General features: G+C 69.9%; 23 protein-coding genes. 4 read left to right on the forward strand and 19 right to left on the reverse strand.

Translation table 11 applies throughout. The features are described from left to right. Nucleotides 1-99 precede the first annotated feature (99 nt). Nucleotides 100-399, reverse strand: a complete 300-nt coding sequence (locus E5N76_RS18260) for a con-10 family general stress protein (RefSeq protein ID WP_149538764.1) — start codon at nt 397-399, stop codon at nt 100-102. A 445-nt stretch (nt 400-844) separates the two neighbouring features. On the opposite strand from E5N76_RS18260, the gene E5N76_RS18270 reads away from it, so the two are divergent. After that, nucleotides 845-1,045 (forward strand): hypothetical protein, encoded by a 201-nt coding sequence (locus tag E5N76_RS18270; RefSeq protein WP_149538765.1) that lies wholly within the window; start codon nt 845-847, stop codon nt 1,043-1,045. A gap of 147 nt (nt 1,046-1,192) precedes the next feature. Here the strand turns inward: E5N76_RS18270 and E5N76_RS18275 are convergent, their stop codons facing one another. The 7 genes from E5N76_RS18275 to E5N76_RS18305 form a co-directional block, all read right to left on the reverse strand. Beyond that, nucleotides 1,193-2,017 carry an ABC transporter permease gene (locus tag E5N76_RS18275; protein ID WP_149538766.1) on the reverse strand — a complete coding sequence of 275 codons (825 nt, stop codon included), beginning with the start codon at nt 2,015-2,017 and terminating at the stop codon, nt 1,193-1,195. Nucleotides 2,018-2,021: 4 nt separating this feature from the next. After that, a complete protein-coding gene (locus E5N76_RS18280; protein WP_235907760.1) occupies nt 2,022-3,101 on the reverse strand; it encodes an extracellular solute-binding protein in 1,080 nt (359 codons plus the stop codon). After that, a complete protein-coding gene (locus E5N76_RS18285) occupies nt 3,098-4,153 on the reverse strand; it encodes an ABC transporter substrate-binding protein (RefSeq protein WP_235907761.1) in 1,056 nt (351 codons plus the stop codon). Before E5N76_RS18285 ends, E5N76_RS18280 begins: the two co-directional genes overlap by 4 nt. Then, nucleotides 4,150-4,383 carry a hypothetical protein gene (locus E5N76_RS18290; protein ID WP_149538767.1) on the reverse strand — a complete coding sequence of 78 codons (234 nt, stop codon included), beginning with the start codon at nt 4,381-4,383 and terminating at the stop codon, nt 4,150-4,152. Before E5N76_RS18290 ends, E5N76_RS18285 begins: the two co-directional genes overlap by 4 nt. Next, a complete protein-coding gene (locus E5N76_RS18295) occupies nt 4,380-5,465 on the reverse strand; it encodes an ABC transporter ATP-binding protein (RefSeq protein WP_149538768.1) in 1,086 nt (361 codons plus the stop codon). Before E5N76_RS18295 ends, E5N76_RS18290 begins: the two co-directional genes overlap by 4 nt. Before the next feature lie 3 nt (nt 5,466-5,468). Then, on the reverse strand, nt 5,469-6,254 hold the full coding sequence (locus E5N76_RS18300; RefSeq protein ID WP_235907762.1) for an ABC transporter permease: 786 nt from the start codon (nt 6,252-6,254) through the stop codon (nt 5,469-5,471). Between the two features lie 73 nt (nt 6,255-6,327). After that, nucleotides 6,328-7,566, reverse strand: coding sequence for a metal-dependent hydrolase family protein (locus E5N76_RS18305; RefSeq protein WP_149538770.1), 1,239 nt, complete (start codon nt 7,564-7,566; stop codon nt 6,328-6,330). 136 nt (nt 7,567-7,702) lie between these two features. Between E5N76_RS18305 and E5N76_RS29610 the strand changes: the two genes are divergently transcribed. Continuing rightward, on the forward strand, nt 7,703-9,808 hold the full coding sequence (locus E5N76_RS29610; protein WP_187830248.1) for a TonB-dependent receptor: 2,106 nt from the start codon (nt 7,703-7,705) through the stop codon (nt 9,806-9,808). A 63-nt stretch (nt 9,809-9,871) separates the two neighbouring features. Here the strand turns inward: E5N76_RS29610 and E5N76_RS18315 are convergent, their stop codons facing one another. From E5N76_RS18315 to E5N76_RS18345, 7 genes are all read right to left on the reverse strand, one after another. Continuing rightward, a complete protein-coding gene (locus E5N76_RS18315) occupies nt 9,872-10,825 on the reverse strand; it encodes an acetamidase/formamidase family protein (RefSeq protein WP_149538771.1) in 954 nt (317 codons plus the stop codon). 320 nt (nt 10,826-11,145) lie between these two features. Beyond that, nucleotides 11,146-11,556 (reverse strand): (R)-mandelonitrile lyase, encoded by a 411-nt coding sequence (locus tag E5N76_RS18320; protein WP_149538772.1) that lies wholly within the window; start codon nt 11,554-11,556, stop codon nt 11,146-11,148. Nucleotides 11,557-11,568: 12 nt separating this feature from the next. Beyond that, nucleotides 11,569-12,546: a Bug family tripartite tricarboxylate transporter substrate binding protein gene (locus E5N76_RS18325; RefSeq protein ID WP_149538773.1), complete on the reverse strand. Its 978-nt coding sequence runs from the start codon at nt 12,544-12,546 to the stop codon at nt 11,569-11,571. Nucleotides 12,547-12,583: 37 nt separating this feature from the next. Then, nucleotides 12,584-14,194 (reverse strand): acyl-CoA synthetase, encoded by a 1,611-nt coding sequence (locus E5N76_RS18330; protein WP_235907763.1) that lies wholly within the window; start codon nt 14,192-14,194, stop codon nt 12,584-12,586. Continuing rightward, on the reverse strand, nt 14,187-15,392 hold the full coding sequence (locus E5N76_RS18335) for an acyl-CoA dehydrogenase family protein (protein ID WP_149538775.1): 1,206 nt from the start codon (nt 15,390-15,392) through the stop codon (nt 14,187-14,189). The genes E5N76_RS18330 and E5N76_RS18335 overlap by 8 nt, the downstream gene beginning before the upstream one ends. 11 nt (nt 15,393-15,403) lie before the next feature. Beyond that, nucleotides 15,404-16,171, reverse strand: a complete 768-nt coding sequence (locus E5N76_RS18340; RefSeq protein ID WP_149538776.1) for an SDR family NAD(P)-dependent oxidoreductase — start codon at nt 16,169-16,171, stop codon at nt 15,404-15,406. Between the two features lie 69 nt (nt 16,172-16,240). After that, entirely contained in the window at nt 16,241-17,203 is a 963-nt protein-coding gene (locus E5N76_RS18345; protein ID WP_149538777.1) for a Bug family tripartite tricarboxylate transporter substrate binding protein, read from the reverse strand. A gap of 60 nt (nt 17,204-17,263) precedes the next feature. Here E5N76_RS18345 and E5N76_RS18350 point away from each other — a divergent pair, with 60 nt between their 5' ends. After that, on the forward strand, nt 17,264-18,166 hold the full coding sequence (locus E5N76_RS18350) for an ABC transporter substrate-binding protein (RefSeq protein ID WP_149538778.1): 903 nt from the start codon (nt 17,264-17,266) through the stop codon (nt 18,164-18,166). On the opposite strand, the gene E5N76_RS18355 is transcribed toward E5N76_RS18350, so the two are convergent. From E5N76_RS18355 to E5N76_RS18370, 4 genes are all read right to left on the reverse strand, one after another. Next, on the reverse strand, nt 18,163-19,137 hold the full coding sequence (locus E5N76_RS18355) for a CobW family GTP-binding protein (RefSeq protein WP_149538779.1): 975 nt from the start codon (nt 19,135-19,137) through the stop codon (nt 18,163-18,165). The genes E5N76_RS18350 and E5N76_RS18355 overlap by 4 nt on opposite strands. Further along, nucleotides 19,134-19,424, reverse strand: coding sequence for a hypothetical protein (locus E5N76_RS18360; protein ID WP_149538780.1), 291 nt, complete (start codon nt 19,422-19,424; stop codon nt 19,134-19,136). The genes E5N76_RS18355 and E5N76_RS18360 overlap by 4 nt, the downstream gene beginning before the upstream one ends. Continuing rightward, nucleotides 19,421-20,851 (reverse strand): amidohydrolase family protein, encoded by a 1,431-nt coding sequence (locus tag E5N76_RS18365; protein ID WP_149538781.1) that lies wholly within the window; start codon nt 20,849-20,851, stop codon nt 19,421-19,423. Before E5N76_RS18365 ends, E5N76_RS18360 begins: the two co-directional genes overlap by 4 nt. Nucleotides 20,852-21,076: 225 nt before the next feature. Continuing rightward, the gene (locus E5N76_RS18370; RefSeq protein WP_235907764.1) at nt 21,077-22,129 is read right to left on the reverse strand and encodes a hydroxyacid dehydrogenase; all 1,053 of its coding nucleotides are present in this window, start codon (nt 22,127-22,129) and stop codon (nt 21,077-21,079) included. Between the two features lie 79 nt (nt 22,130-22,208). On the opposite strand from E5N76_RS18370, the gene E5N76_RS18375 reads away from it, so the two are divergent. Beyond that, the gene (locus tag E5N76_RS18375) at nt 22,209-22,940 is read left to right on the forward strand and encodes a sulfite exporter TauE/SafE family protein (RefSeq protein WP_149538783.1); all 732 of its coding nucleotides are present in this window, start codon (nt 22,209-22,211) and stop codon (nt 22,938-22,940) included. Nucleotides 22,941-23,037 lie beyond the last annotated feature (97 nt).

Raw genomic sequence — 23,037 nt, forward strand, 5'->3', positions numbered from 1 at the left:
AGAGGGCAAGGTGGGCAAAACAAAACGGGCCGGCCTTGCGGCCGACCCGTCCCGCTCCCGCCCCCTTGCGGGGGCAGGCCATATCGGCGCCATCAGGCGCTAGCTGCGGTTGCCGCCGTGGCTGGACTGGCCACCCTTGCGGCCGGCCTCGCTGGCCTTCTCGCGATCCTGGGCGAAATTGCCCGGATTGTGCTCGGCGCCGCCGCCGCCATGGCTGTGCTGGCCGCCCATGCGGCCGGCTTCGCGGGCCTTTTCGCGGTCATTCGCGAAGTTGCCGGGGTTGTTTTCCTTCCCCTGATGGGTCCCGCCGACATGACCCGCCTCACGGGCCTTCTCGCGGTCATTCGCGAAGTTGCCGGGGTTGGTGTTCTGGCTGCCGCCCTGATTGCTATTCGCCATGTGCGGAGTTCCTTCCGTTGTTGGCGCTCGGCCGCCCGTAGGCGACCTGCCCAGCCCCAACGTCGCAAGCCCGGCAGGGATGCAGCATCGACCCCGGTCGGGCAAACAAATCCATATCTGTTTCAATAAGATAACGCGGTCGGAGGAGGCATTTCGCGGGGCCCTGGAGGGGTTTGCGGCGGCAATTCCGGACCCGGTCCGGGGATGGGCGGCAACGGGTCCGGGCCGGGGTCGGGGCGGGGCCCGGGCGGCTGGGGCGGGATCTCCGGGCCGGGAAAGCCCGGCGGGGGCGGGGTGGGGGGATCAGCAGGCATGTGGCGTCCTCATCTTGCTTGGGGCCTGCCGCCGCAACGCACCCCCGGGGGCGATGTTGCCCGGTGACCCGGGTTACCGCGCGGCGCCGGGCGGCGGCGCTTCCCTGGCGACACGGCCAGGGAGCCTCGCCATGGAGCAATTCATCCTCGTGCTGCTGGTCCTTCGCGGCGTGAGCGGGCCGGTGCCGCCGCCGCCGCATGACCACCCGCCCTTCCCGAGCCTCGCGGCCTGCGAGGCGGCCGCAGCGCAGAAGCCGGTGCCGCCGGGGATGCGGCTGGTCTGCCTGCCAGTGGCGGCGGGCCCACCGGTGATGGGGGCGATGCACTATTAAAGTGGGGGGTAAATTGAGGGGAACTCCGGCGGGCAGCGGCGCGGCGGTGCGCGGCGCCGTGACGCCACCCTGTCCCGCCGCATCGCCCTGCCCCCTGCAGCCGCGGCAGCGCCGGCCTTCATGCTCCAGCGAAGGGGGAGGAGAGCCCTACCGCGTCCGCCGCCCCAGCATCGCGCCGCCGATGACGGTCAGCGTCAGCGTCACCGCCAGCAGCAGAAAGGCGAGCGCCGCGCCGAAGGGCCAATTGGTACCCTTGACGAATTGGTCATAGACCGCCGGCGCCATCATCTTGAATTGCGGCCCGCCGAGCAGGACGGGGGTGGCATAGGCGTTCATGCAGAGGATGAAGACCAGCACGCAGCCGGCGGCGACGCCCGGGGCGGCCAGCGGCAGCACCACGCGGCGGAAAGCAGTCAGCGGCCCGGCGCCGAGATTGGCCGCGGCTTCCTCCACCTGGCGCGGAATGCCCTCGATGACCGCTGCCAGCGTCAGGATCATGTAGGGCGCCACCACGGCGAGGATGCCGGCGATGACGGCGCCCCTGGTGTAGAGCAGCGTCAGCGGCTCGCCACTCAGCCCCAGCCCCTGCAGCGCGGCGTTGATGGCGCCGTCGCGGCCCAGCAGCGCCATCCACCCCGCCGCGCGCACCACATTGCCGACCAGCAGGGGGAAGAGCGTCAGGATCATCGCCAGGCTCTTCCACCGGCTTTCCATCCGCGCCAGCCAATAGGCGGGGGCGAGGCCGAGCAGCAGGGCGAGGAGCGTACAGGAAAGGGCAACGGTCATCGTCGTCGCCATCACCTCCTGGTAATAGGGGTCGGCGACGGCGCGCAGGTAATTGGCGGGCGACAGCGCCTCCACCATGAGCTGGGTCGGGCTGTACTCGTTCAGGCTGATGCGCAGCAGCAGGGCGAGCGGCGCGACCAGCAGCAGCAGGACCAGCAGGGTGGCGGGGAGGATGAGGGCCGCCATGATCTCAGCCCTTGAACTCCTTGGTCCAGAATTCCAGCACCTGCGGCACCATCCGCGCCATGTAGCCGTAATCCGGCGCACGCAGCTTCGCCTGGTCCTCTGGCGAGAGGTTGATCTCCTTCGCCAGCTCCGGCGGCAGGGGCGCATCCGTCACCGTCGGCACATAGCCCATGCGGTCGGCGAAGGCGGATTGCGCCCGCACATCCAGCATGGCGTCCATGTAGCGCCAGGCCTGCTCCTTGTTCCGCGCATTCCTCGGCACCGCCATTTCATAGGTGATGGAGGTGGCGCCCTCGCTCGGCACCACATGCTCCAGCGGGATGCCGGATTTCTTCCACATGAAGCCGCGGGCGAGCCACATCACGGTCAGCCACACCTCCTCCGACTTCAGCGCCGCCGCCAGCGCCTCATTGGAGGGGTAGACGCGGGCGCCGAGCCGCTTCCAGTCGCGCAGCTTGCCCCAGGCAGGGGCGAAATCGCCGTTGCCGCCGCCGCCGACGATCGCTGCGGTTTCCACATACTGCGCATAGAGCAGGTCCGAGAGGCCGATGCGGCCCTGGTATTTCGGGTCCCATAGATCGGCATAGCTGCGCGGCGCGGGGGAGACCTTGTTCGGGTTGTAGAGGATGACGCGCGCCGAATAGATATGCGGCAGGGCGTATGGCTTGCGCAGGGCGGGGATGATGGCGGATTGGCGGCGCACGCTGTCCGGCACGGGGTCGAACATGCCGTGCTGGGCAAGCTCGTACATGTCCACGTCGGAGAGGGCGGCGACATCCATGCTGCCGCGCCGCGCTTGGCGTTCCGCCAGCAGCTTGGCCTTGCGCGGCGGGGCGGGCGCCACGTCCTGCACCGGGTCCAGGCCGGCGGGGCGGGCCACCGGCTCGTCCACCGCCTGGCGCAGGATGTCTCCATAGTCGCCGCCCCAGGTGCCGACCACGAGCTGCGTGCCCTGGGCGCACGGCAGCCGGGGAGCCCCGGCCGTCAGCGCCGCGACGGCCAGGGCCAGCTTCCGCCTGCCGACCGGTTGCCGGAGGGCGGCAGGGCCTGCAAGCGCCAGGCGGTTGGCCAGAACAAGGCTCACCGCTTGAACTCCTTGTTCCAGAAATCGACGAGCGCCGCCTGGTTCCTGGCGATGTAGTCGTAATCCGGCGCGCGCAGCCTTGCCTGCTGCTCCGGCGTCAGGCTGATCTGCCGGGCGAGGTCGGGCGGCAGCACGGCATCCGTCACCGTCGGCGCATAGCCCATGCGGTCGGCGAAGGCGGTCTGCGCCCGCGGATCCAGCGCGGCGTTCAGATAGGCCATGGCGCCGTCGCGGTTGCGGGCATTCTTCGGCACGGACATCTCGAAGCAGATGCTGGTCGCGCCCTCTGCCGGCACCGCATGCTCCACCGGGATGCCGGCCTTCTTCCACATGAAGCCGCGGGCCAGCCACATGATGGTCAGCCACACCTCCTCGGATTTCAGCCCGGCCGCCAGCGCCTCGTTCGAGGGATAGACCTTGGCGTCCAGGCTGCGCAGCTCCATCAGCTTGCGCTTGCCCGGCTCGTAGTCGCTCTGACTGCCGCCGCCGGCCAGGGCGGCGGATTCGATGTTCTGCAGGTAGAGCAGATCCACCAGCCCCACCCGGCCGCGATATTTCGGGTCCCACAGATCGGCATAGCCCTGGGGCGGCGCCGAGACCTTCGCCGGGTTGTAGAGGATGACCTTGGCCGAATAGATATGCGGCACCGAGTAATCCCGCTTCAGCGTCGGAATCGCCCTGGCCAGGTTCGGCACGCCTGCGTCCGTCGCCGGTTCGAACACCCCCTGCTGCGCCATGGTGTACATGTCGATGTCGGAGAGACAGCAGACATCCATGCTGCCGCGGCGGGATTGCCGCTCGGCGATCAGCTTCGCCTTGCGCGGATCCTGCGGGCCGACATCCTGCACCACCTCCACCCCCTGCGGGCGGAGCAGCGGGCGGTCGATATGGCCGGCCAGCAGCTCGGCATAGTCGCCGCCCCAGGTGCCGACGACCACCTGCCCGGATTGCGCGCGGGCGAGGCCGGGCAGGCCGGCGGTGAGCGCCGCGGCAAGGGTGGAGCGGCGGGTGAGGCGCATGGCGGCGGGGCGGGTCGGCTCGTCCTGCATCATCCCTTGAACTCCCGGGTCCAGACATCGAGGGTCGCCGCATTGGTGCGGGCGAGATAGTCATGTACCGGCTGCAGGCCCCTGGGGCGCAGCAGGGGCTGCTCGATCTCGCCGATCAGCAGCGCCGCGCAGCCGCCGCCCCAGATGCCCACCACCAGCTCCCCCGTCTGGGCCTGGGCGAGGGCGGGTGCGGCCGAAGGCGCCGGCAGCAGGGTGCGTCGGGCGGGGCTCATGCGGGCGTCTCCGGGGCGGGCAGGTCGCCGGGCGCGGCGCAGAGCAGCCGGGCGAGCGCCGGATCCCATTCGGCCATCACCCGGTCGCCGACGGCAAGGGCGCGCATGGCGCTGCCTTCCGCCGGCGTCGGACGGATGGCGAAGAGGCGCGCGCCGGCGAGGTCCAGATGATATTCCGTCTGTGCCCCGAGATAGGTGATGGCCGACACCCGTGCCGCCATGCCGTCCGCCCCGGCCGGGGTGATGGCGATGGCTTCCGGCCGCAGCGCCAGCATGTTGGCGCCCGGCGGGCCGGACAGGGCGCAAGGCAGCACGGCGCCGGCGGCGGTGCGGAACAGCCCCTGCCCCTCCACCGCGCCGGGGACGAGGTTGCAGCGGCCGATGAAGCCGGCAACGAAAACATCCGCCGGACGCTCATACAGCTCCTCCGCGCTGCCCACCTGACGGACGCGGCCGCGGTCCATCACCACCAGCCGGTCGGCCATGGTCAGCGCCTCCTCCTGGTCATGCGTCACGAACAGGGTGGTGAGGCCGAGGCGCTGCTGCAAAGCGCGGATCTCGACGCGCACTTCGGCGCGCAATTTGGCGTCGAGATTGGAAAGCGGCTCATCCAGCAGGAACACCGCCGGGTTCACCACCAAAGCGCGCGCCAGCGCCACGCGCTGCTGCTGGCCGCCGGAAAGCTGGCGCGGCAGGCGCTCGGCATAGCCATCGAGGCGCACCAGGCGCAGCGCCTCCTTCACCCGCGCCTCGCGCTCGGCGCGGTTCACCTTGCGCATCTCCAGGCCGAAAACGACGTTCTGCGCCACGCTCATATGCGGGAAGAGGGCGTAGGACTGGAACACCATGCCGGTGTCCCGCGCATAGGGCGGCAGGCGCGTGACGTCGCGGCCGGCGATCAGCACGCGTCCCTCGCTGGGCGGAACGAAGCCGGCGACCATGCGCAAGGTGGTGGTCTTGCCGCAGCCGGAGGGGCCGAGCAGCGCCACCAGCTCCCCCTGCGCCACCTGCAGATCCACGCGCTCCACCGCCATGGTGGCGCCGTAGCGGCGGGAGAGGCCGTCAAGGGTCAGCGTGCCCATGCGTCAGACCACTCGGCTCAGCTTCACGAAGCGGTCGGTGATGAGCATCAGCGCGCCGACCAGCGCGATCTGCACCGTGGCAACGGCGGCAAGCGTCGGGTCCACGCGGAACTCCAGGTAATTGAGCATGGCGACCGGCAGGGTGACGCGGCCCGGGCCGACCAGCAGCAGGGTGAGCTCGAGATTCTCGAAACTCTGGATGAAGCTGAACAGCGCCGCGGCGACGATGCCGGGGCGCAGCATGGGCAGGGTGACGCGGCGGAAGACGGTGAAGGGCCGCGCGCCGAGATTGGCCGCCGCCTCCTCCGCCGCCCGGTCCAGCCCGGCGAGCGAGGCGGAGACCAGCCGCACCGTCCAGGGAATGGTCAGCAGCACATGCGCGGCGACGAGGCCGGCCAGCGTGCCCTTGATGTCGTCATCCACCCAGAATTCGGCGCGGACGTAGAAGAGGTAGAGGGCGGTGCCCGCCACCACCCCCGGCACCGCCAGCGGCCCCAGCAGCAGCGTGTTCAGCGCCTGCCGCCCGCGCCAGGCGCCGCGGCTGATGGCCAGCGCTGCCGCCGTGCCGCAGGGCACGCCGATGACGGTGGCGGCCAGGGCAAGCTGCAGGGAGGTGACGAAGCCCCGGGCGAATTCCCGCTTCTCCCAGGCATTGGCGTACCAGTCGAAGGTCAGGCCCCGGGGCGGGAAGCTGACGATCTCCTGCGCGAAGACGCTAATGACGACGACGGCAAGCACCGGCGCCAGGATCAGCCCATAGGCCCCGGCCACCGCCAGGGCGAACAGCATCCGCCGCATCCGCGACCCGCCCATCCCGCCTCCGTCTCCCGCGCCGCAGCATGCGGGGGGACGGGCCGGGTGGTCAACGATTCAGCCGGTCGATCAGCGCCTCGCCGCCCTTCATGACGAAGGGGATGCGTTCCCCCTGGCCGGTCAGCACGCCGATATCGGCGAGCGGGTCGCCCTCCACCAGGATGAGGTCGGCGAGCGCCCCCGGGGCGATGACGCCCAGCTCCCCCTCCTTGCCCAGCAGCGCGGCGTTGATGCTGGTGGCGCTGCGCAGCACGTCGGCGGCCGGCAGCACCTGGCGGCGGATGGTGAACTCATCCGACTGGCGGCGATGCATCTCCGCCAGCAGGTCGGTGCCGAAGCCCATGCGGACGCCGGCGCGGGAGAGGATTTCCAGGCTGCCGAGGCCGGCGCCCTTCACCTCTGCCAGCTTCCGCATGCTCTCGGGCGGCAGGCCGAGCGAATCACCCTCATCCTCCAGCGCCTCGTAAGTAACGAGGGTGGGGACGGCGAAGGCGCCCTTTTCCGCCATGAAGGCGGCGGTCGGCGCGTCGATCAGGTTGGCATGCTCGATGGAGTGGACGCCGAGGCGAACGGCCCGGTGGATACTCTCCGGCGTATAGGCGTGCGCGAGGACATAGCTGCGCCAGGCGGAAGCTTCCCAGACGGCGCAGGCGATCTCCTCATCGCTGTATTGCAGCGCGTAGATCGGATCGGAGGGCGAGGCGACGCCGCCGCTCGCCATGATCTTGATGGCATGCGCGCCGCGCTTCAGCTCGCCGCGCACCGCCTTGCGCACCTCATCCACGCCGTCGGCGATGACGGCAATGGCCTGGGTCGGCGCGCAGCAGCCGCAGAATTGCTCCAGGAACACGTTCGGCCGCATGTCGCCATGCCCACCGGTGGGGGAGAGGGCGCGGCCCGGATAGAACAGCCGCGGCGCGGCGATCAGCCCGGTCTCGACGGCGATGGCCAGCCCCCAATCGGCGCCGCCGGCATCGCGCAGCGTGGTGAAGCCGCGTTGCAGCGACTGCTTCAGCCGCTCCGCCGCGCGCAGCGCCTGCAGGCTGCGCGGCAGCCTATCCAGCCGGCCGAGATCGGCATCCACGCCATAGGCGTGCACATGCGCGTCGATCAGCCCCGGCATCAGGGTGCGGCCGCCGCATTCCACCAGCCGCGCCGCGGCGCTGCCGATCGGCCGGTCCGCCACCTCCTTGATGCGCCCGTCCTCCACCAGGACCTCGAGCCCTTCGGCCAGCGCATCGGCCTTCCCGTCCCAGAGCCGGAGATTGCGGAACAGCGTCGTCGTCATGCCGGCCTCCTGGCGTGCTGCGCGGAAAGCATCGCGGATCGCGCCGGCTTGCGCCAGAGGCTCGGGCAATACATGCTAACTATCTGAAAATAAACATAAATACCTCGACACCTCTACAGGAATCGAAAGTGAAGAGATGAACATCCATTCAAAGATCATCGCCCTGCTCTGCCTCGCCTTGCCCAGCGCCGCCGCGGCGCAGGAGCCGCAAGCGGCCGGACCGGCAGAGGTGGAGCTGCCGCCTATCGTCGTGCAGTCCCGCGCCTTCGAGGCTGCACGCAACGCCATCGCCCCCGCCCTCGGCGCCAGCCGCTATGAGATCGACCGCGCCGCCATCGCCACCCTGCCCCAGGGCGAGAATGCCCGGCTGACCGACGTGCTGCTGCAGGCGCCCGGCGTGGTGCAGGAGGCCTTCGGCGATCTGCATGTCCGCGGCGACCACCGCAATTTGCAGTACCGGCTGAACGGCGTGCTGCTGCCGGAGGCGATCAGCGGCTTCAGCCAGCTTTTCGATGCGCGGGCGCTGCGCAGCGTCTCGCTCATCACCGGCGCGCTGCCGGCGCAATTCGGCTACCGCACCGCCGGCATCGTGGACATGGTGCTGCGTTCCGGTGTCGAGGATGCGGGCGGCGCCGTGAGCCTCTATGGCGGCAGCTTCGGCACCCTCCAGCCTGGCTTCAATTACGGCGGCATGGCCGGTCCCGTGGAGTATTTCGCCAGCCTCTCCGGCCTCGCCAGCGACCGCGGCTTCGAGAACCCGACCCGTGGCCCGGACGGCATCCACAACGAGACGCGGCAGGTGCGCGGCCTGATGCAGGTGGCGGTGCCGGTGGGCGAGACCACGCGGCTTTCCTTCATCGCCGGCACGGTGCAGGCGCGCTACCAGGTGCCGAACACGCCCGGGCTGGTGCCGGAATTCACCGCCTTCGGCCAGTCCAGCTTCGACAGCGCCAGGCTGAACGCCAGGCAGGTGCAGCGCAGCAGCTTCGCCATCCTCGCCGCGCAGCATGCGGCGGGGGAGGTGGATCTGCAGCTTTCCGCCTTTCTCCGCTCCTCCTCCGTCCGCTACCGGCCGGACGGGCTGGGCGACATTCTCTTCGACGGCTTCGCCAGCGCCGTCCGCCGCGAAAGCCTGGCCTACGGGCTGCAGGGCGACGCCGCCTGGCGCGTGGCGGAGGCGCATACCCTGCGCGGCGGCCTCTTCCTTTCCGCCGACACCACCCGCAGCGCGACGGACAGCACCGTGCTGCCGCTGGACGGCCTGGGCGGCACCTTCGACGCCCCCTTCGGCATCCGCGAGCGCAGCCGGTCCGAGCAGCTTCTCTACGGCCTCTACGCCCAGGATGAGTGGCGGCTGGCGGAGAGCCTGACGCTCAATCTCGGCGCCCGCTTCGACGTGGTGGCGGGCACGCTGGAAGCCTCCCAGCTCAGCCCGCGCGCCAATCTCGTCTGGCAGCCGGACGAGGCCACGACCGTCGCCCTGGGCTATGCGAATTACTTCACCCCGCCGCCGGCGGAGCTGCTGGGGCGCGTGGACATCCCGCGCTATCTCGGCACGACGCTGGAACCCTCCACCCTGCGCGCCGATCCGGTGAAGGCGGAGCGCTCGCACTATCTCAACCTCGGCGTCCGCCGCCGCTTCGGCGAATCCCTGACCCTCGGCGTGGAAGCCTATGCGCGCACGGTGCGGGACATGCAGGACCTCGGGCAATTCGGCCGGGCCTACATCTTCTCGCCCTACAACTACGCCAAGGGCCGCGCCTATGGCGTGGAGTTCACCGCAGATTGGCGGGAAGGGCCCTGGCGGCTCTACGGCAACCTCTCCATCAGCCGGTCCGAGGGCAAGGGCCTCGTCTCCAACCAGTATTTCTGGACCGCCGAGGAGCTGGCGCAGGTGCAGCGCAAATGGGTGCGCACGGACCACGACCAGCTCCTCACCGGCTCCGCCGGCGCCAGCTACGAGGCCTGGGAGGGCGGCACGCTCTCCGCCTCGCTGGTCTATGGCAGCGGCATGCGGCGGGGCTTCGCCAACAGCCAGGTGATGACGCCCTATGCCACGGTGAATCTCGGCCTGTCGCAGCGCCTGACCCTGCCGGATGGTGGGGAATGGACCTTCCGCGTCGATATCCTGAACCTGTTCGACCGGGCCTACCTGCTGCGGGACGGCACGGGGATCGGCGTCGGGGCACCGCAATATGGGATGCGGCGGGGATTCTTTGCGGGCATCTCGCGGGCGATTTGAGAGGGGCTCTGCCCCTCTCAAACTCTCCCCGCCAAAGGCCGAAGGGCCTTTGGAAACCATGAACTAGAACAGGAGGCCCTTCCTCAGCAGCCCATGCACGCCCTTCTCGCCGTTCACCGTCTGTGTCACATGGAAATCCACGGCCAGGGAACAGAAGCCATAAACCTGCTCGCGCGAGAGATTGGTGCGGGAGGTGATGAAGGCGATCATCTCGCGCAGCGCGGTCTTCATCGCCTGGTCCAGATCCTCATGCATGCCCATGCTGATGTAGTGCGTGGGCGTCTCGGCACGGGGATAGGCCAGGGCAGGCTTGCCGCCCTCCGCCTTGTGCAGGACGAAGGTGAAGACGCCGTTCAGGCAGGTCTCCAGCGCCGTCACGCAAACCTCGCCATCCCCCTGCACGCCATGGCCGTCGCCCACCGAGAAATTCGCTCCAGGTACATGCACCGGCAGGAACAGCGTGCTGCCCTGCTGCAACTGCTTGTTGTCCAGGTTGCCGCCATGGATCCGCGGCTCCTTGGAAGAGATCCGGCCGAAGGCGGGCGGCGGCGCCACGCCCATCACGCCGAAGAAGGGCGCCAGCGGCAGCTCCGTGCCCCAGGGCAGCCGGCAGACCCGCCGTGCCTTGTCCACCGGAATGACCATGAGATGCGGCTCGTGGAAATCCTCCGGCAGGGTGCCGGCCAGCGGGCGGATCATGTTCCAGCCCCAATCGCTGCCCGGCTCGATGCTCTCGATCCGGATCTCCAGCATGTCGCCCGGCATGGCGCCGGCGATGGCGATCGGCCCGGTGCAGATATGCCCGGCCGTCATGCCCGGATTGGCCTCGATGATCGCCGCCAGCGCCGGCGGGATGGTCATGCCGCTGCCCGGCTCCGGCAGCACGCCCGGCCGGCCGGAGACGCATTCCACCGCCACCGTGTCGCCGGAGGCGATGGTGAGAACCGGCGGGAAGACGGCGTCGAAGACGCCGAGGCGGACGGTCTCGGGCGTGGCGCGCAGGGAATGGCTGGCCATGGGCGGCTCTCTCCGGGGCGTTGGGGGTGGGGCTGAGGGTCTACTTGCAACCGCCATGCCGCCCTCGGCAAGCCTGGCCCGCCGGCAAGTCATGGCGCTGCGCTCGGCATGCGTGGCGTCCGAAGGGGACGGTGCGTCCCGGCTGAACCCCGAGGCAGGCGGCCAGTACGGCAACCTCACCTATGGGCACCTGGCGTAAGCCGGTTGCATCGGGTGGGCGATTGAACCTGCAAACTCAGGGCGGGGTCCGGGGGGAAGCTCTTCCCCCCGGCAGGGTCCAGGGGCAGCGCCCCTGGTGGTGGTCTGGGGGCGAGCTCCCGTCAGGCGACCGGCTCTGCCTTGTAGTCCGCGTCGGACACCGGCTCGAACCACGCCGTGCTCTCGCCGTTCGGCCCGTCCTCGGACATCGCCAGGTGGGAGAAGATGCGGTCCGGCGCCGCGCCGTGCCAGTGCCGCACGCCCGGCGGGATCACCACCGTATCGCCGGGGTAGAGCGCCTGCACCTGCTCGCCTTCCTTCTGGATGCGGCCGATGCCGGTGAGGCAGTAGAGCGTTTGCCCCACCGGGTGGGTGTGCCAGTTGGTGCGCCCGCCCGGGGTGAAGGTGACGACGCTGCCGCGCATGCGGGAGGGCGGGGTGACCTTCAGCACCTCATCCGAAAACACCGTGCCGGTGAAGTTCGAGGCCGGCGCCGATTTGGTGGCGCGGGACTCGGCACGCAGGATCTTCATGGTTCGCTTCCTTCACTCCAGGCGCAGATTGGCGGCGCGGATCACCGTGCCCCATTTCTGCAATTCCTCGCCGATCAGCACGGCGAATTCCGCCGGGTTGCGGGTCCACACCGTGGCGCCGGCGCGGCGGATGCGTTCCGCCGTCTCCGGGCCGGTGGCGATGCGGATGATCGCGTCCCCTAGGCGGTCGCGGATCGGCGCCGGCAGCCGCGCAGGGCCGACGAAACCGAACCACACATAGACTTCGTACCCCGGAAACCCGGCTTCCTGGAAGGTGGGCACGTCCGGCATGGTCGGGTCGCGCTCGCTGCCGGTGACGCCGAGCGCCCGCAGCCTGCCGCCTTCCACATGCGGCAGGGCGTTGGGGATGTTGTCGATGAAGAATTCCAGCCGCCCGGCGATGAGGTCGGCGAGGCCAGGCGCGCTGCCGCGATAGGGCACATGGGCGATGTCGGTGCCCGTGCGGTACTTGAACAGCTCCGCCGCGAGGTGCGGGGAGCTGCCGGCGCCGGAGCTGGCGTAGCTGAGCTTGCCGGGCGCGGCCTTCGCCGCCGCGACCAGATCGGCGAGCGTCCGGTAGGGGCTGTTCGCCGGCACCACCAGCGCATTCATCACCCGGGCGCAGACGGCGAGCGGCGTGAGGTCCTTCTGCGGGTCATAGCCGGTATGGGCGAAGAGGAAGGGGTTCATGGTGAGGTTGGCGGTATTCGCCACCACCATGGTGGCGCCGTCCGGCGCCGCCTGCGCCGTGGCGGTGATGGCGACCGACCCGCTGGCGCCCGGCCGGTTCTCCACCACGCCGAGCTGGCCAAGCATGTCGCCCATCTTCTCGCCGATCAGCCGCGCCAGCGTGTCGTTGATCGCGCCCGGGGGGTAAGGCACCAGGATGCGGATGGGCCGGTCCGGGGACCATTGCTGGGCGCGGGCCGACCCGTGGCGCAGGAGAGGGGCGAGCAGGGCAGGGGCGGCAAGCAGGGCACGGCGGTGCATGGTGGTTTCCTCCCATTCGTTGAACGGAAGGCTACACTCAACGCAGCCGCTGGCGCAGTTCGAATTTCTGGATCTTGCCGGTGGAGGTCTTGGGCAGCGGGCCGAAGGTGATGCGCTTCGGAGCCTTGAAATGCGCCAGGCGGTCGCGGCACCAGGCGATGATCTCCGCCTCGGTCGGCGGGTTCGCTCCATCCACGGGGGTGACGAAGGCGTGCGGCACCTCGCCCCATTTTTCGTCCGGCGCCGCCACCACCGCGGCTTCCATCACGCCGGGATGGGCGTAGAGCACCTCCTCCACCTCCAGCGTCGAGATGTTCTCGCCGCCGCTGATGACGATGTCCTTGGCGCGGTCCTTCACCTCGATATAGCCGTCGGGGTGCATCACGCCGAGATCGCCGGTGTGGAACCAGCCGCCGGCGAAGGCCGCCGCATTGGCCTTGGGGTTGCGCAGATAGCCCTTCATCACCGTATTGCCGCGCAGCATCACCTCGCCGAGCGTCGTGCCATCCGCCGGCACCGGGGCCATGGTGGCGGGGTCCAGCACCGCGGCCTCTTCCAGCATCGGGTGGTTCACGCCCTGGCGGGCTATGAAGGCGGATTTTTCGGGCAGCGGCATCTCGTCCAGCCCGGGCTGCCAGAGGCAGATGGTGGCGGGGCCGTAGCACTCCGTCAGGCCGTAGAGATGCGTCACGGCGAAGCCCATCGCCTCCATCCCCGCGATGACGGTGGAGGGCGGCGCGGCGCCGCCGGTGGCAATGGCGACCTGGTGGGGCAGGGGGCGCTTCTTCTCCGCCGGCGCGTGGATCAGCATGGTCAGCACGACCGGCGCGGCGCACATATGCGTCACGCCATGCTCCGCGATGGCGGCGAAGATGGCGCCGGCCTCGACGCGGCGAAGGCAGACATGGGTGCCGCCCTGCAGCGTGACCGCCCAGGTATAGGTCCAGCCATTGCAGTGGAACATCGGCAGCGTCCACAGATACACGCTGCGCGGGGTGAGGCTGAAGGCCAGCGCATTGCCGCTGGCATTGAGATAGGCGCCGCGATGGTGGGCGACCACGCCCTTCGGGTCGCCCGTGGTGCCGGAGGTGTAGGAGAGCGAGATCGCCTCCCACTCATCCGCCGGCAGGCGCCAGGGCGTGGCCGGATCGCCAGTTTCGAGGAAGGCTTCATACTCGGTGCCGCCGATACGCTCCGGGCCGGGTGCCTCGCTGTCCACGATGTCGATCAGCACCGGCGGGTCCGGGACATCCGCCAGGGCGACGCGGGCGATCGGCGCCCACTCGCTGTCCACCAGGAAGGCGCGCGCGTGGGAATGCCGCAGGATGAAGCCGATGGACGCCGCATCCAGCCGGATATTGATGGTGCAGAGGACGGCGCCGGCCAGCGGCACGCCGTAATGCGCCTCCAGCATCTCCGGCGTGTTCGGTGCCAGGATCGCGACGACATCGCCCGGCCGGATGCCAGCCTGCGCCAGTGCCGAAGCGAGCCGCTGCGCCCGCTCCGCCATCTGCGCATAGGTAATGCGGCGCGCGCCATGAATGACAGCGGTGCGATGCGGGTAGATGCGCGCCGCCCGCGCCAGGAAGGACAGCGGCGAGAGCGGAACGTGGTTCGCGCTCAGCCTCGGAAGGTCACCGTCATCCACGATGCACGCCCCACTGGAAGAATTCCTTGCCCTGGCGGCGGAGGAAATTCGCCAGCACCATGCGGTGCACCTCCGAGGCGCCATCCACCAGCCGTGCCTGGCGGGCGTAGCGGTACATCCACTCCACCGGCGTGTCCTTGGAATAGCCGCGGGCGCCGAGCAATTGCAGGGCCGTATCCACCGCCTTGTGCAGCGCATCCGCGGCGACGATCTTTGCCATGGAGATCTCCTTCCGCGCCAGGCTGCCATTGTCCAGCAGCCAGGCGGCGCGCATGGTCAGCAGCCGACCGATATCCAGCTCCATCGCCGCCTGGCCGATCATCTGCTGCACGCTCTCCTTCTCGGCCAGCGTCGTGCCGAAGCTGCGGCGCTGCTCGATATGGGCGGAGGCGATTTCCAACGCCCGGCGGCCCATGCCGCCCCAGCGCATGCAGTGGGTGAGACGGGCCGGGCCGAGGCGGATCTGGGTGACGCGGAGGCCGTCGCCGACGCCCATCAGGACATTCTCATCGGCGATCTCGAGGCCATCGAATTCCAGCTCGCAATGCCCGCCATGCTCCTCCGGCCCCATGATCGGGATGCGGCGGATGATGCGCCAGCCGGGCTGGTCGGCATGGAAGAGGAAGGCGGTCAGGCCGTTGCGAGGATCGTCGCTGGTCCGCGCCATGAGGATGAAATGCTTCGCCGTCCCGGCACCGGTGATGAAGTGCTTGCGGCCGGTGATGATCCAGCGGTCGCCCTTCCGCTCGGCCCTGGTGAGGGTCATGGAGGGGTCGCTGCCGGCGCCGTTCGGCTCGGTCATGGCGAAGCTGCTCTGCACCTCGCCATCGATGATGGGCTGCAGCCAGCGTTCCTTCTGCGCTTCCGTGCCGACCATGTTCAGCACGCGCATATTGCCGTCATCCGGCGCCGCGCCGTGGAACACCACCGGGCCGAAGATGCTGCGGTTCATTTCCTCATAGCAGGCCGCCAGGCCGACCATGGGCAGCCCGCCGCCGCCCCGTTCCTGCGGCATCTGCAGGGCCCAAAGGCCCTGCGCCTTGGCCTCGGCGCGTAGCTTATCCAGCAGCGGCTTCGCGATGTTCTCGTGCTCGTCATAGCTCGCCGGGTCGGCTTCCAGCGGGATCAGCCTGGCCTCGACGAAGGCACGGATGCGCTGCGCGATCTCGGTGATCTCGGGAGAAAGGCTGAAATCCATCGGCGGGAGTCCTAGAGCGCGTTGACGGAATGGCCGCCATCCACCGCCAGCACCGCGCCGGTCATATGCGCGCCGGCGGCGGAGGCGAGGAGGAGCAGCGGGCCGGTGAGGTCCTCAGGCTGGCCGAGGCGGCGCTGCGGCACCCGCTTGACCACGGCCTGCCCGGCCTCCGAGGCGAAGAATTCGCGATTGATCGGCGTTTCGATATAGCCGGGGCAGAGCGCGTTCACGCGGATGCCATGCCGCGCCCATTCTACCGCGAGCTGCTTCGTCAGTTGCACCAGCCCGGCCTTGGAGGCGGTGTAGCCGGCGACGCCCATCAGGATGCGCAACCCGCCGATGGAGGCAATGTTGACGATGCTGCCGGGCCGCTTCGCCGCCACCAGCCGGCGCGCCGCCTCTCCGGCGACGAGGAAGCAGCCGCGCAGGTTCACGTCCAGCACGCTGTCCCAATCCTCGGCGCTCTGCTGCAGGGCCGGCTTGGTCACCGCGATGCCGGCATTGTTCACCAATATGTCGCAGGGGCCGAAACCGGCCTCCGCCGCGTCGAAGGCGGCGGCGATGCTGGCGGGGTCCGTCACGTCCAGCGGCACGGCCAGGGCACCCTCGCCGAGTTCGGCGGCCAGCGCCGCCAGGGCCTCCGCCCGCCGTGCCGCCAGCACCACCCGGGCGCCTGCTGCATGCAGCACCCGGGCGAAATGCGCCCCCAGCGCCCCCGAGGCGCCGGTGACGAAAGCCGTATGGCCGGCCAGCGAAAACAACGACGCTGGATCGTTCATGCGCGTCCTCCCGGAAAGGCATATGGCCATCCCCGGGAGGGGGACGCAAGCCGAGGCGGCGTCAGCCCCTCAGCCGGGGGACAGCTTCATGGCGGAGACCACCGGCGCCATGCGCGCGATGTCCGCCGCCAGCACGGCGGAAGCGGCAGCGGGCGAGGACTCCGGCCAGGGCTCGCAGCCCACGCTCGCCAGGCGCTGGGCGAAGCCGGGCTCGGCGATCGCCTTTCGCGCCGCCTCCTGCAGCGTGGCCAGCACCTCGGGCGGCGTGCCGGGCCGGGCGAAGAGGATCTGGTAGACGGTCATGTCGTAGCCGGCGATCCCTGCCTCGGCGAGGCTGGGCAGGCCAGGCACCAGGGCGGAGGCAGTCTCGGTGGAGACGGCGAGGCCGCGCACCCGGCCGTCCCGGATCAGCGGCAGCAGCATGGTCGGGCTGTCGACGGTAAGGTTGACTCGCCCGGCCACCAGATCCTGCACCGAGGCGGCGGCGGCGCGATAGGGCACGATGGTGAAGGTGACGCCGGCGCGCTGGCGGAATTGCTCGCCCGCCATGTGGTTGCTGCCGCCGGGATTGGCGGCGCCGTAATTCGCCGCCTCCCCCTGCGCCTTCAGCCAGGCGAGGAGCTCCGGCACGTCCCGCGCCGGCACGTCCGGATGCACCGCCAGCACGAAGGGCTGGCGCGCGACCAGCGCCAGCGGGACGAAATCCGCCACCGGGTCGAAGGGGATCTGCGGATAGATCGCCTTCATGACCGAGTGGTTGTTCGTGGCGATGAAGAGCGTGTAGCCGTCAGCCGGGGTGCGCTGAAAGGCGGCGGCGGCCACCGTGCTGCCGGCGCCGGCGATGTTCTCCGCCACCACCGGCCGGCCGAGGATGCTCGCCATCCCCTCCGCCAGGATGCGGCCGACGATATCGGTGACGCCGGCGACGGCGACCGGGATCACCAGGCGGATCGGCCGGTTGGGGAAGCGGTCCTGCGCCCGGGCGGGGAGGGGCAGGAGCAGCGGGGTGGCGAGGAGCGATCGGCGCAGCATGGCGGATGGTCCCGGGAGGAATTGCGTGCCAGCCTAGCAATCCCTACGCCGGAGTGCGCCATGCCCGCCATCACCCTGCAGGAGCCCTTCCGCGGCGTCTTCTATGCGCCCTTCTACGCGGCGCTGGCGCGCGGCGACTACGCGGCGGAGGGGGTGGAGGTGGTGCTGCGCAGCGGCACCATCCCGGCCAATGCCAAGGATGCGGTGCTGGCGGGGGCGGCGGACCTCGCCTGGGGCGGGCCGATGCGCATCCTGCTGGCGCATGAGGCCGACCCTGCCAGCCCCCTGCGCAATTTCGGCGCGGTGGTGATGCGGGACCCGTTCTGCCTGCTGGGCCGCACGCCACGGCCGGATTTTCATCTTTCTGAGATGGCGAAGCTGACGCTGGGCAGCGTTTCCGAAGTGCCGACGCCCTGGTGGACCTTGCAGGAGGATATTCGCCAGGCCGGGCTGGATCCGACCACGGTAAAGCGGGTGACGGACCAGGGCATGGCGGCGAATCTGGAGGCGCTGGCGGCAGGCCGGCTGGACGTGGCGCAGCTCTTCGAGCCCTTCGTCACCCTGGCGGAGGACCGCGGCTGCCATGTCTGGTACGCGGCGGCCTCGCGCGGCGTGACGGGCTACACCACCTTCACCACCACCACGGCGCTGCTGCGCTCGAAGCGCGCCGAGTTCAAGGCGATGATCCGCGGGCTGGCGAGGACCCTTGCCTGGGTGGCGGCGAACCCGCCGGAGGCGCTGGCGGCGTGCATCGCAGGGTATTTCCCCGACCTGCCGCAGCCGCTGCTGGCGCGCTGCCTGGCGCGGTACAAGGCGCTGGGGACCTGGACGCAGGACCCCTTCTACCCGGAGGACGCCTTCACGCGGCTGGAACACGCGATGTTCACGGCCGGGGCGATCACGCGGAAGCCGGGCTTCGCGCGGACGGCGGATAACCAGATCGTCGCGGAGGCGCTGGGTTAGCTGTCCCGCACCTCCGCCTCGATCGCCGCCAGCAGGCGGGCCGGCAGATGGCGGGGGATGCCCTCGCCAATGAGCACGATGCGGCTGCGGCGGTCGGTGCCGGGCCAGGAGTCCAGCCATTCCAGCGGATGCAGCAGATGCTGCACGGCATGCAGCGCGACAGGCTTCTCCGGCGCCTCCGCCAGCGCCACCAGCCCCTTCAGCCGCAACAGCCGGGGACCGCAATGTTCCACCAACCCCTGTAGCCACAGCGTCAGAGCCAGGGCCGGAAGCGGCGTCTCCCGCTCCAGCACGATGCTGGCGACGCCCTCCGTATGGCGCGCATTCGCCTCCAGGAATTCGGGCAGGCTGCCCGGGGCGAACAGCCATGCCGGGTCCACTTCCCCATGCGACGCCGCAAGCCGCGGCGCCGCCGGGTTCAGCGCCGTCAGCGCCGCCTCCAGCTCCGCCACCGCCGGTGCCAGATCGGTCTTCGTCAGCAGCAGCCGGTCCGCCAGCATGGCCTGGCGCTGCGCTTCCGGATGGCGGGCCAGCACCGCCGCGCCGGTCGCCGCATCCACCAGCGTGACCACGGCGTGCAGGATGTGCCCCGTCGCCACCCGCTCATCCGCCATCAGCGCGTGCAGGATGGGGGCGGGGTCGGCCAGGCCGGAGGTCTCGATCACCACCCGGGCATAGGCGGGGACCTCGCCCGCCTCGCGGCGTCGGGCGAGATCCAGCAGCGTCTCCGTCAGGTCGCTGCGCACCACGCAGCAGAGGCAGCCGGTGGAGACGCTGATCAGCGTGTCCTCGCTGGCGGCGATGAGGTCGTGGTCGAGCGGCACCTCGCCATACTCGTTCACGATCACCGCGCTGTCGGCAAAGCGCGGGTCGCGCAGCACGCGCTTCAGCAGCGTCGTCTTGCCGGTGCCGAGGAAGCCGGTGATGACGCAGACGGGGAGGCGCGCCTCCGGCACGACGACGGGACTCATCCCTCCGGCAACGCGACCCTGGCCCGCCGCGCTTCTCCCTCGCCCGCGCCCACCGCGTTCCGCAGCCCGCGCAGCAGCCCCAGCACCGAAGTGCAGGGCCGCCTCTGCCCCGGCCGTTCCAGCCACCAGCGGATCGGCCGGTCCTCGGCCGCCGCCGCGCGCACCGTCAGGGGCGTGCCATCCGGCGCCGCCAGCGCCACCCCGCCTGCCGCCACGCGCACCCGTGCCGGCACCTGCCACAGCGCCAGCGCGTCGGCCAGCAGATCGCGCAGCTCCGGCGGTGTCACAGCGCCGCGCCGGCGCGGATCTCCTCCGGCACCTTGCGGGAGAGCCAGGTGCCGCCGCGGTCATCGCCCAGCCATTTGTCGCCTTCCACCACCACCTTGCCACGCAGGATGGTCATGGACGGCCAGGCATTTACCTCGCGCCCCTCCCAGGGGGAGTAGTCGCTCTCATGCATCACCTCGGCCCGGACGGTGCGCTTCAGCGCAGGGTCCAGGATGCAGATATCCGCATCCGCCCCCGGCGCAATGCAGCCCTTGCGGGGATAGAGCCCCATGATGCGCGCCGCATTGGTAGAAACCGCATCGACGAACTGCCGCAGCGAGAAGCCGCGCTTGCCGACCATCTCCGAATACATCACCGCGACCCTCGGCTCGACGCCGGAATTGCCGCCGGTGGTGTCGTCGATCTGCCTGCCCTGGGTCTTCACCGCCAGCGAGCAGCACAGCTCATCCGTGGCGACGCAATTGATGCTGCCATCCATCGCGCCGCGCCACAGCTCGTCCTGGTCCGCCTGGGACTTCAGGGAAGGATAGGTGTGGTAGATCTGCCCGTTCGGGCGCTTGTAGTCCTCCTGCGTGTACAGCATGTACTGGTGCAGGCTCTCGCCATAGATCGGCAGGTTCTTGCCGCGGGCGGCGCGGATGGCATGCACGCCATTGGCTGCCGAGACATGCAGCATGTAGAGCGTGGTGCCGGGCACATGCTCCGCCAGGCGGAGGACGCGACGGAAGGAAAGGTCCTCCGACAGCGTGTTGTGCACCTCTGCCATGTTCTCGAAGCCGGTGCGGCCCTCGCGGAACAGCTTGGCATACATGTGCATGACGATGTCGTTGTCCTCGGCGTGGATGACGCCGAGGCCGCCCTTCTTCGCCAGCACCTGGAAGACTTCCCAAATATCGCCGAAATCCACCATTCGTCCCTTGCGGCTCGGGGTGATGTCGGTGGTGAAGATTTTTACGCTGGCATGGCCGGCCTCGATCGCCTCACCGATCTGCGGCGGAATCTCGGGCGGCAGGTCGCCTTCCACCATGGTGTGGAAGGCCCAGTCGCAGGGCGAGCCGTCGTCGCGCCAGCCGGCCATCCGCTCCTCGATGGCACCCTGCACGGTCTTGCCATGGGTCCAGCGGGTGAAGTCGATGATGGTGGTGGTGCCGCCGAACAGCGCGGCCTTGCCGACCACGCTCGGCCCCTTGGTATATTCGATGGCGCCGCCTGGGCCATAGGTGGGCCAGAGGCAGTGGGTGTGCGGGTCGATGCCGCCCGGCATCACGATCTTGCCCATGGCATCCACGCGGCGGGCATTGGCGGAGAGCGGGAAGGCGCCGCGCTCGGCGATGGCCACGACCTTTTCGCCGGCAATGGCCACATCGGCCGGGCCGATGCTGTGCGGCGTGACGACGCAATCCCCGGAGATGACCAGATCGACCATGGCTGCGCCCCTCTACTGCCGCGCCCGGATGCTGCGGCGGAATGGCGCGGGCCGCAAGTCCTTGAGGGAGGGCTCTGCCCTCCCTCAAGCTCCCACCCGCCAGGGCCGAAAGGCCCTTTGAACCCTTGAGTTTGGCGTCTCGACCGTCGCGCCCAGACTCATGGTTTCCAAAGGCCCTTCGGCCTTTGGTGGGGTGAGTTCGAGAGGGGCAGAGCCCCTCTCGATCTAGGCCATGGGCCGCCCGGTCTTCGCCTCGTACCGCGCCTGGAACCGCCCGACCACCTCCGGATTGATGATCCGCGGCGGCATCCGGCCGGAAGCGGCGTCGGCGAAGGCCAGCGCCGCGATGCGGCTGATGTTGGAACGGCTTTCATGCGTCACCCCGGCCGTGTGCTGGGTGACGATGACGTTCGCCATGTTCAGCAGCGGGTGGCTGGGCGGCGGCGGCTCCTGTTCCCACACATCCAGCCCGGCGGCGGCGATATGTCCGCTCGCCAGCGCCGCGTGCAGCGCCGGCTCCTCATGGATGTTGCCGCGCGCGGTGGTGACGAAGACCGCGCCCTTCCGCATCTTCGCGAAGCTCCCCGCATTCATCAGCCCGCGGCTTTCCGGGGAAAGCGGCAAATGCAGGCTGACGACATCGCTTTCCGCCAGCAGCTCATCCATCTCCACCTTGCGGGCGCCGCGCGCCGCCACCGTCGCCGCGTCCAGATAGGGGTCGCAGGCCAGCACCGGGCAGGAGAAGGCCAGCCGCACGATCTCCGCCACCCGCGTCCCGACATGGCCGATGCCGACCAGGCCCACCGTGCGCCCGCGCAATTCGCGGCCCATCAACGCGACACGGTTCTTGGCCTGGCCGGCGCGCATGGCGGCCTGGGCTTCCGGCATGCGCTTCAGCAGGGCAAGCATCATGCCGACGGCGTGTTCCGCCACGCCTTCGGCATTGCCGCCGGCCTGGTTCACCAGCAGCACGCCGGCCTCGGTGCAGGCCTTGGGGTCCACCGTGTCGTAGCCCGCGCCGGTGCTGCCGACCATCAGCAGGTCCGGCAGATCCCGCAGCAGCTCCTGCCGCACATGGAAGCGCTTCGGCAGCTCATCGCGCGAGGCCATGCAGTAATAAGCGTCCACGGTTTGCAGCGCCGCCAGCACCGCTTCCTCCGGCTGGTCTAGGGGGATGCGCACCACCTCCATCACCGGGTGTTGGGCGGCGGTGTCCAGGAAACTCTGATGCGGCACATGGGACAGGTAGCCGACGCGGAAGCGGCGCAGTTCGGTCACGGCGATTTCCTCCTGAGCTGCCCCGGTTGTATCGCGGGCCGGATCGGGCGAAAACCCAGGGTCGGACGAAGGGGTGCGCATGCTGGCGCTGGTGGTGCTCGGCGCCGCATTGGCGGGTTTCGTGCAGGGCTTGTCGGGCTTCGCCTTCGGGCTGGTGGCGCTGGCCTTCTGGGCCTGGGCGCTGGACCCGGTGGTGGCGGGGTCGCTGGTGGTGCTGGGGTCGCTGGTCGGGCAGTTGATGGGCGTGCCGCTGATGCGCCTGGCGGCGCTGCCACGGGCCTTGCCCTTCATCGCCGGCGGGGCGTTGGGCGTGCCGCTGGGCGTGACTTTGCTGCCGCTTGTGGACCCGCTGCTGTTCCAGGCGGGGCTGGGGACGCTGCTGGTGCTGTGGTGCCCGCTGATGCTGGCCTCCGGCAAGCTGCCGCGCATTGCCCATGGCGGGCGGGTGGCGGATGGGGTGGCGGGGCTGGCGGGCGGCTTCATGGGCGGGCTGGCCGGGGTGCCGGGACCGGTGCCGACTCTGTGGTGCACGCTGCGTGGCTGGGATCGGCCGGTGCAGCGCGCCGTGTTCCAGTATTTCAACCTCTCCATGCATGTGCTGACGACCACCGGGCTGATCGTCTCCGGCCAATTGCGGCGGGAGGCGCTGAGCCTGTGCCTGATGGTGGTGCCGGTGGTGGTGGTCACCGCGATCCTCGGCGCGCGCACCTACCGGAAGCTGGGCGACCTGGGTTTTCAGCGGGTGGTGCTGGGATTGCTGGCGCTGTCCGGCGTCACGATGCTGCTGCACAGCCTGCCGCGCCTGCTGTAGCTCCCGAGGACGTCCCGTTCGGGCCCCTGCGCGATCGACCCCGTCGAGCGCACCTGAAACCCCAGCCATGGGCCGGTTTTCGTGTCAGGGACGAAGC

Origin of the sequence: Siccirubricoccus phaeus (assembly GCF_008360935.1) — a bacterium.
Classification (GTDB): domain Bacteria; phylum Pseudomonadota; class Alphaproteobacteria; order Acetobacterales; family Acetobacteraceae; genus Siccirubricoccus; species Siccirubricoccus phaeus.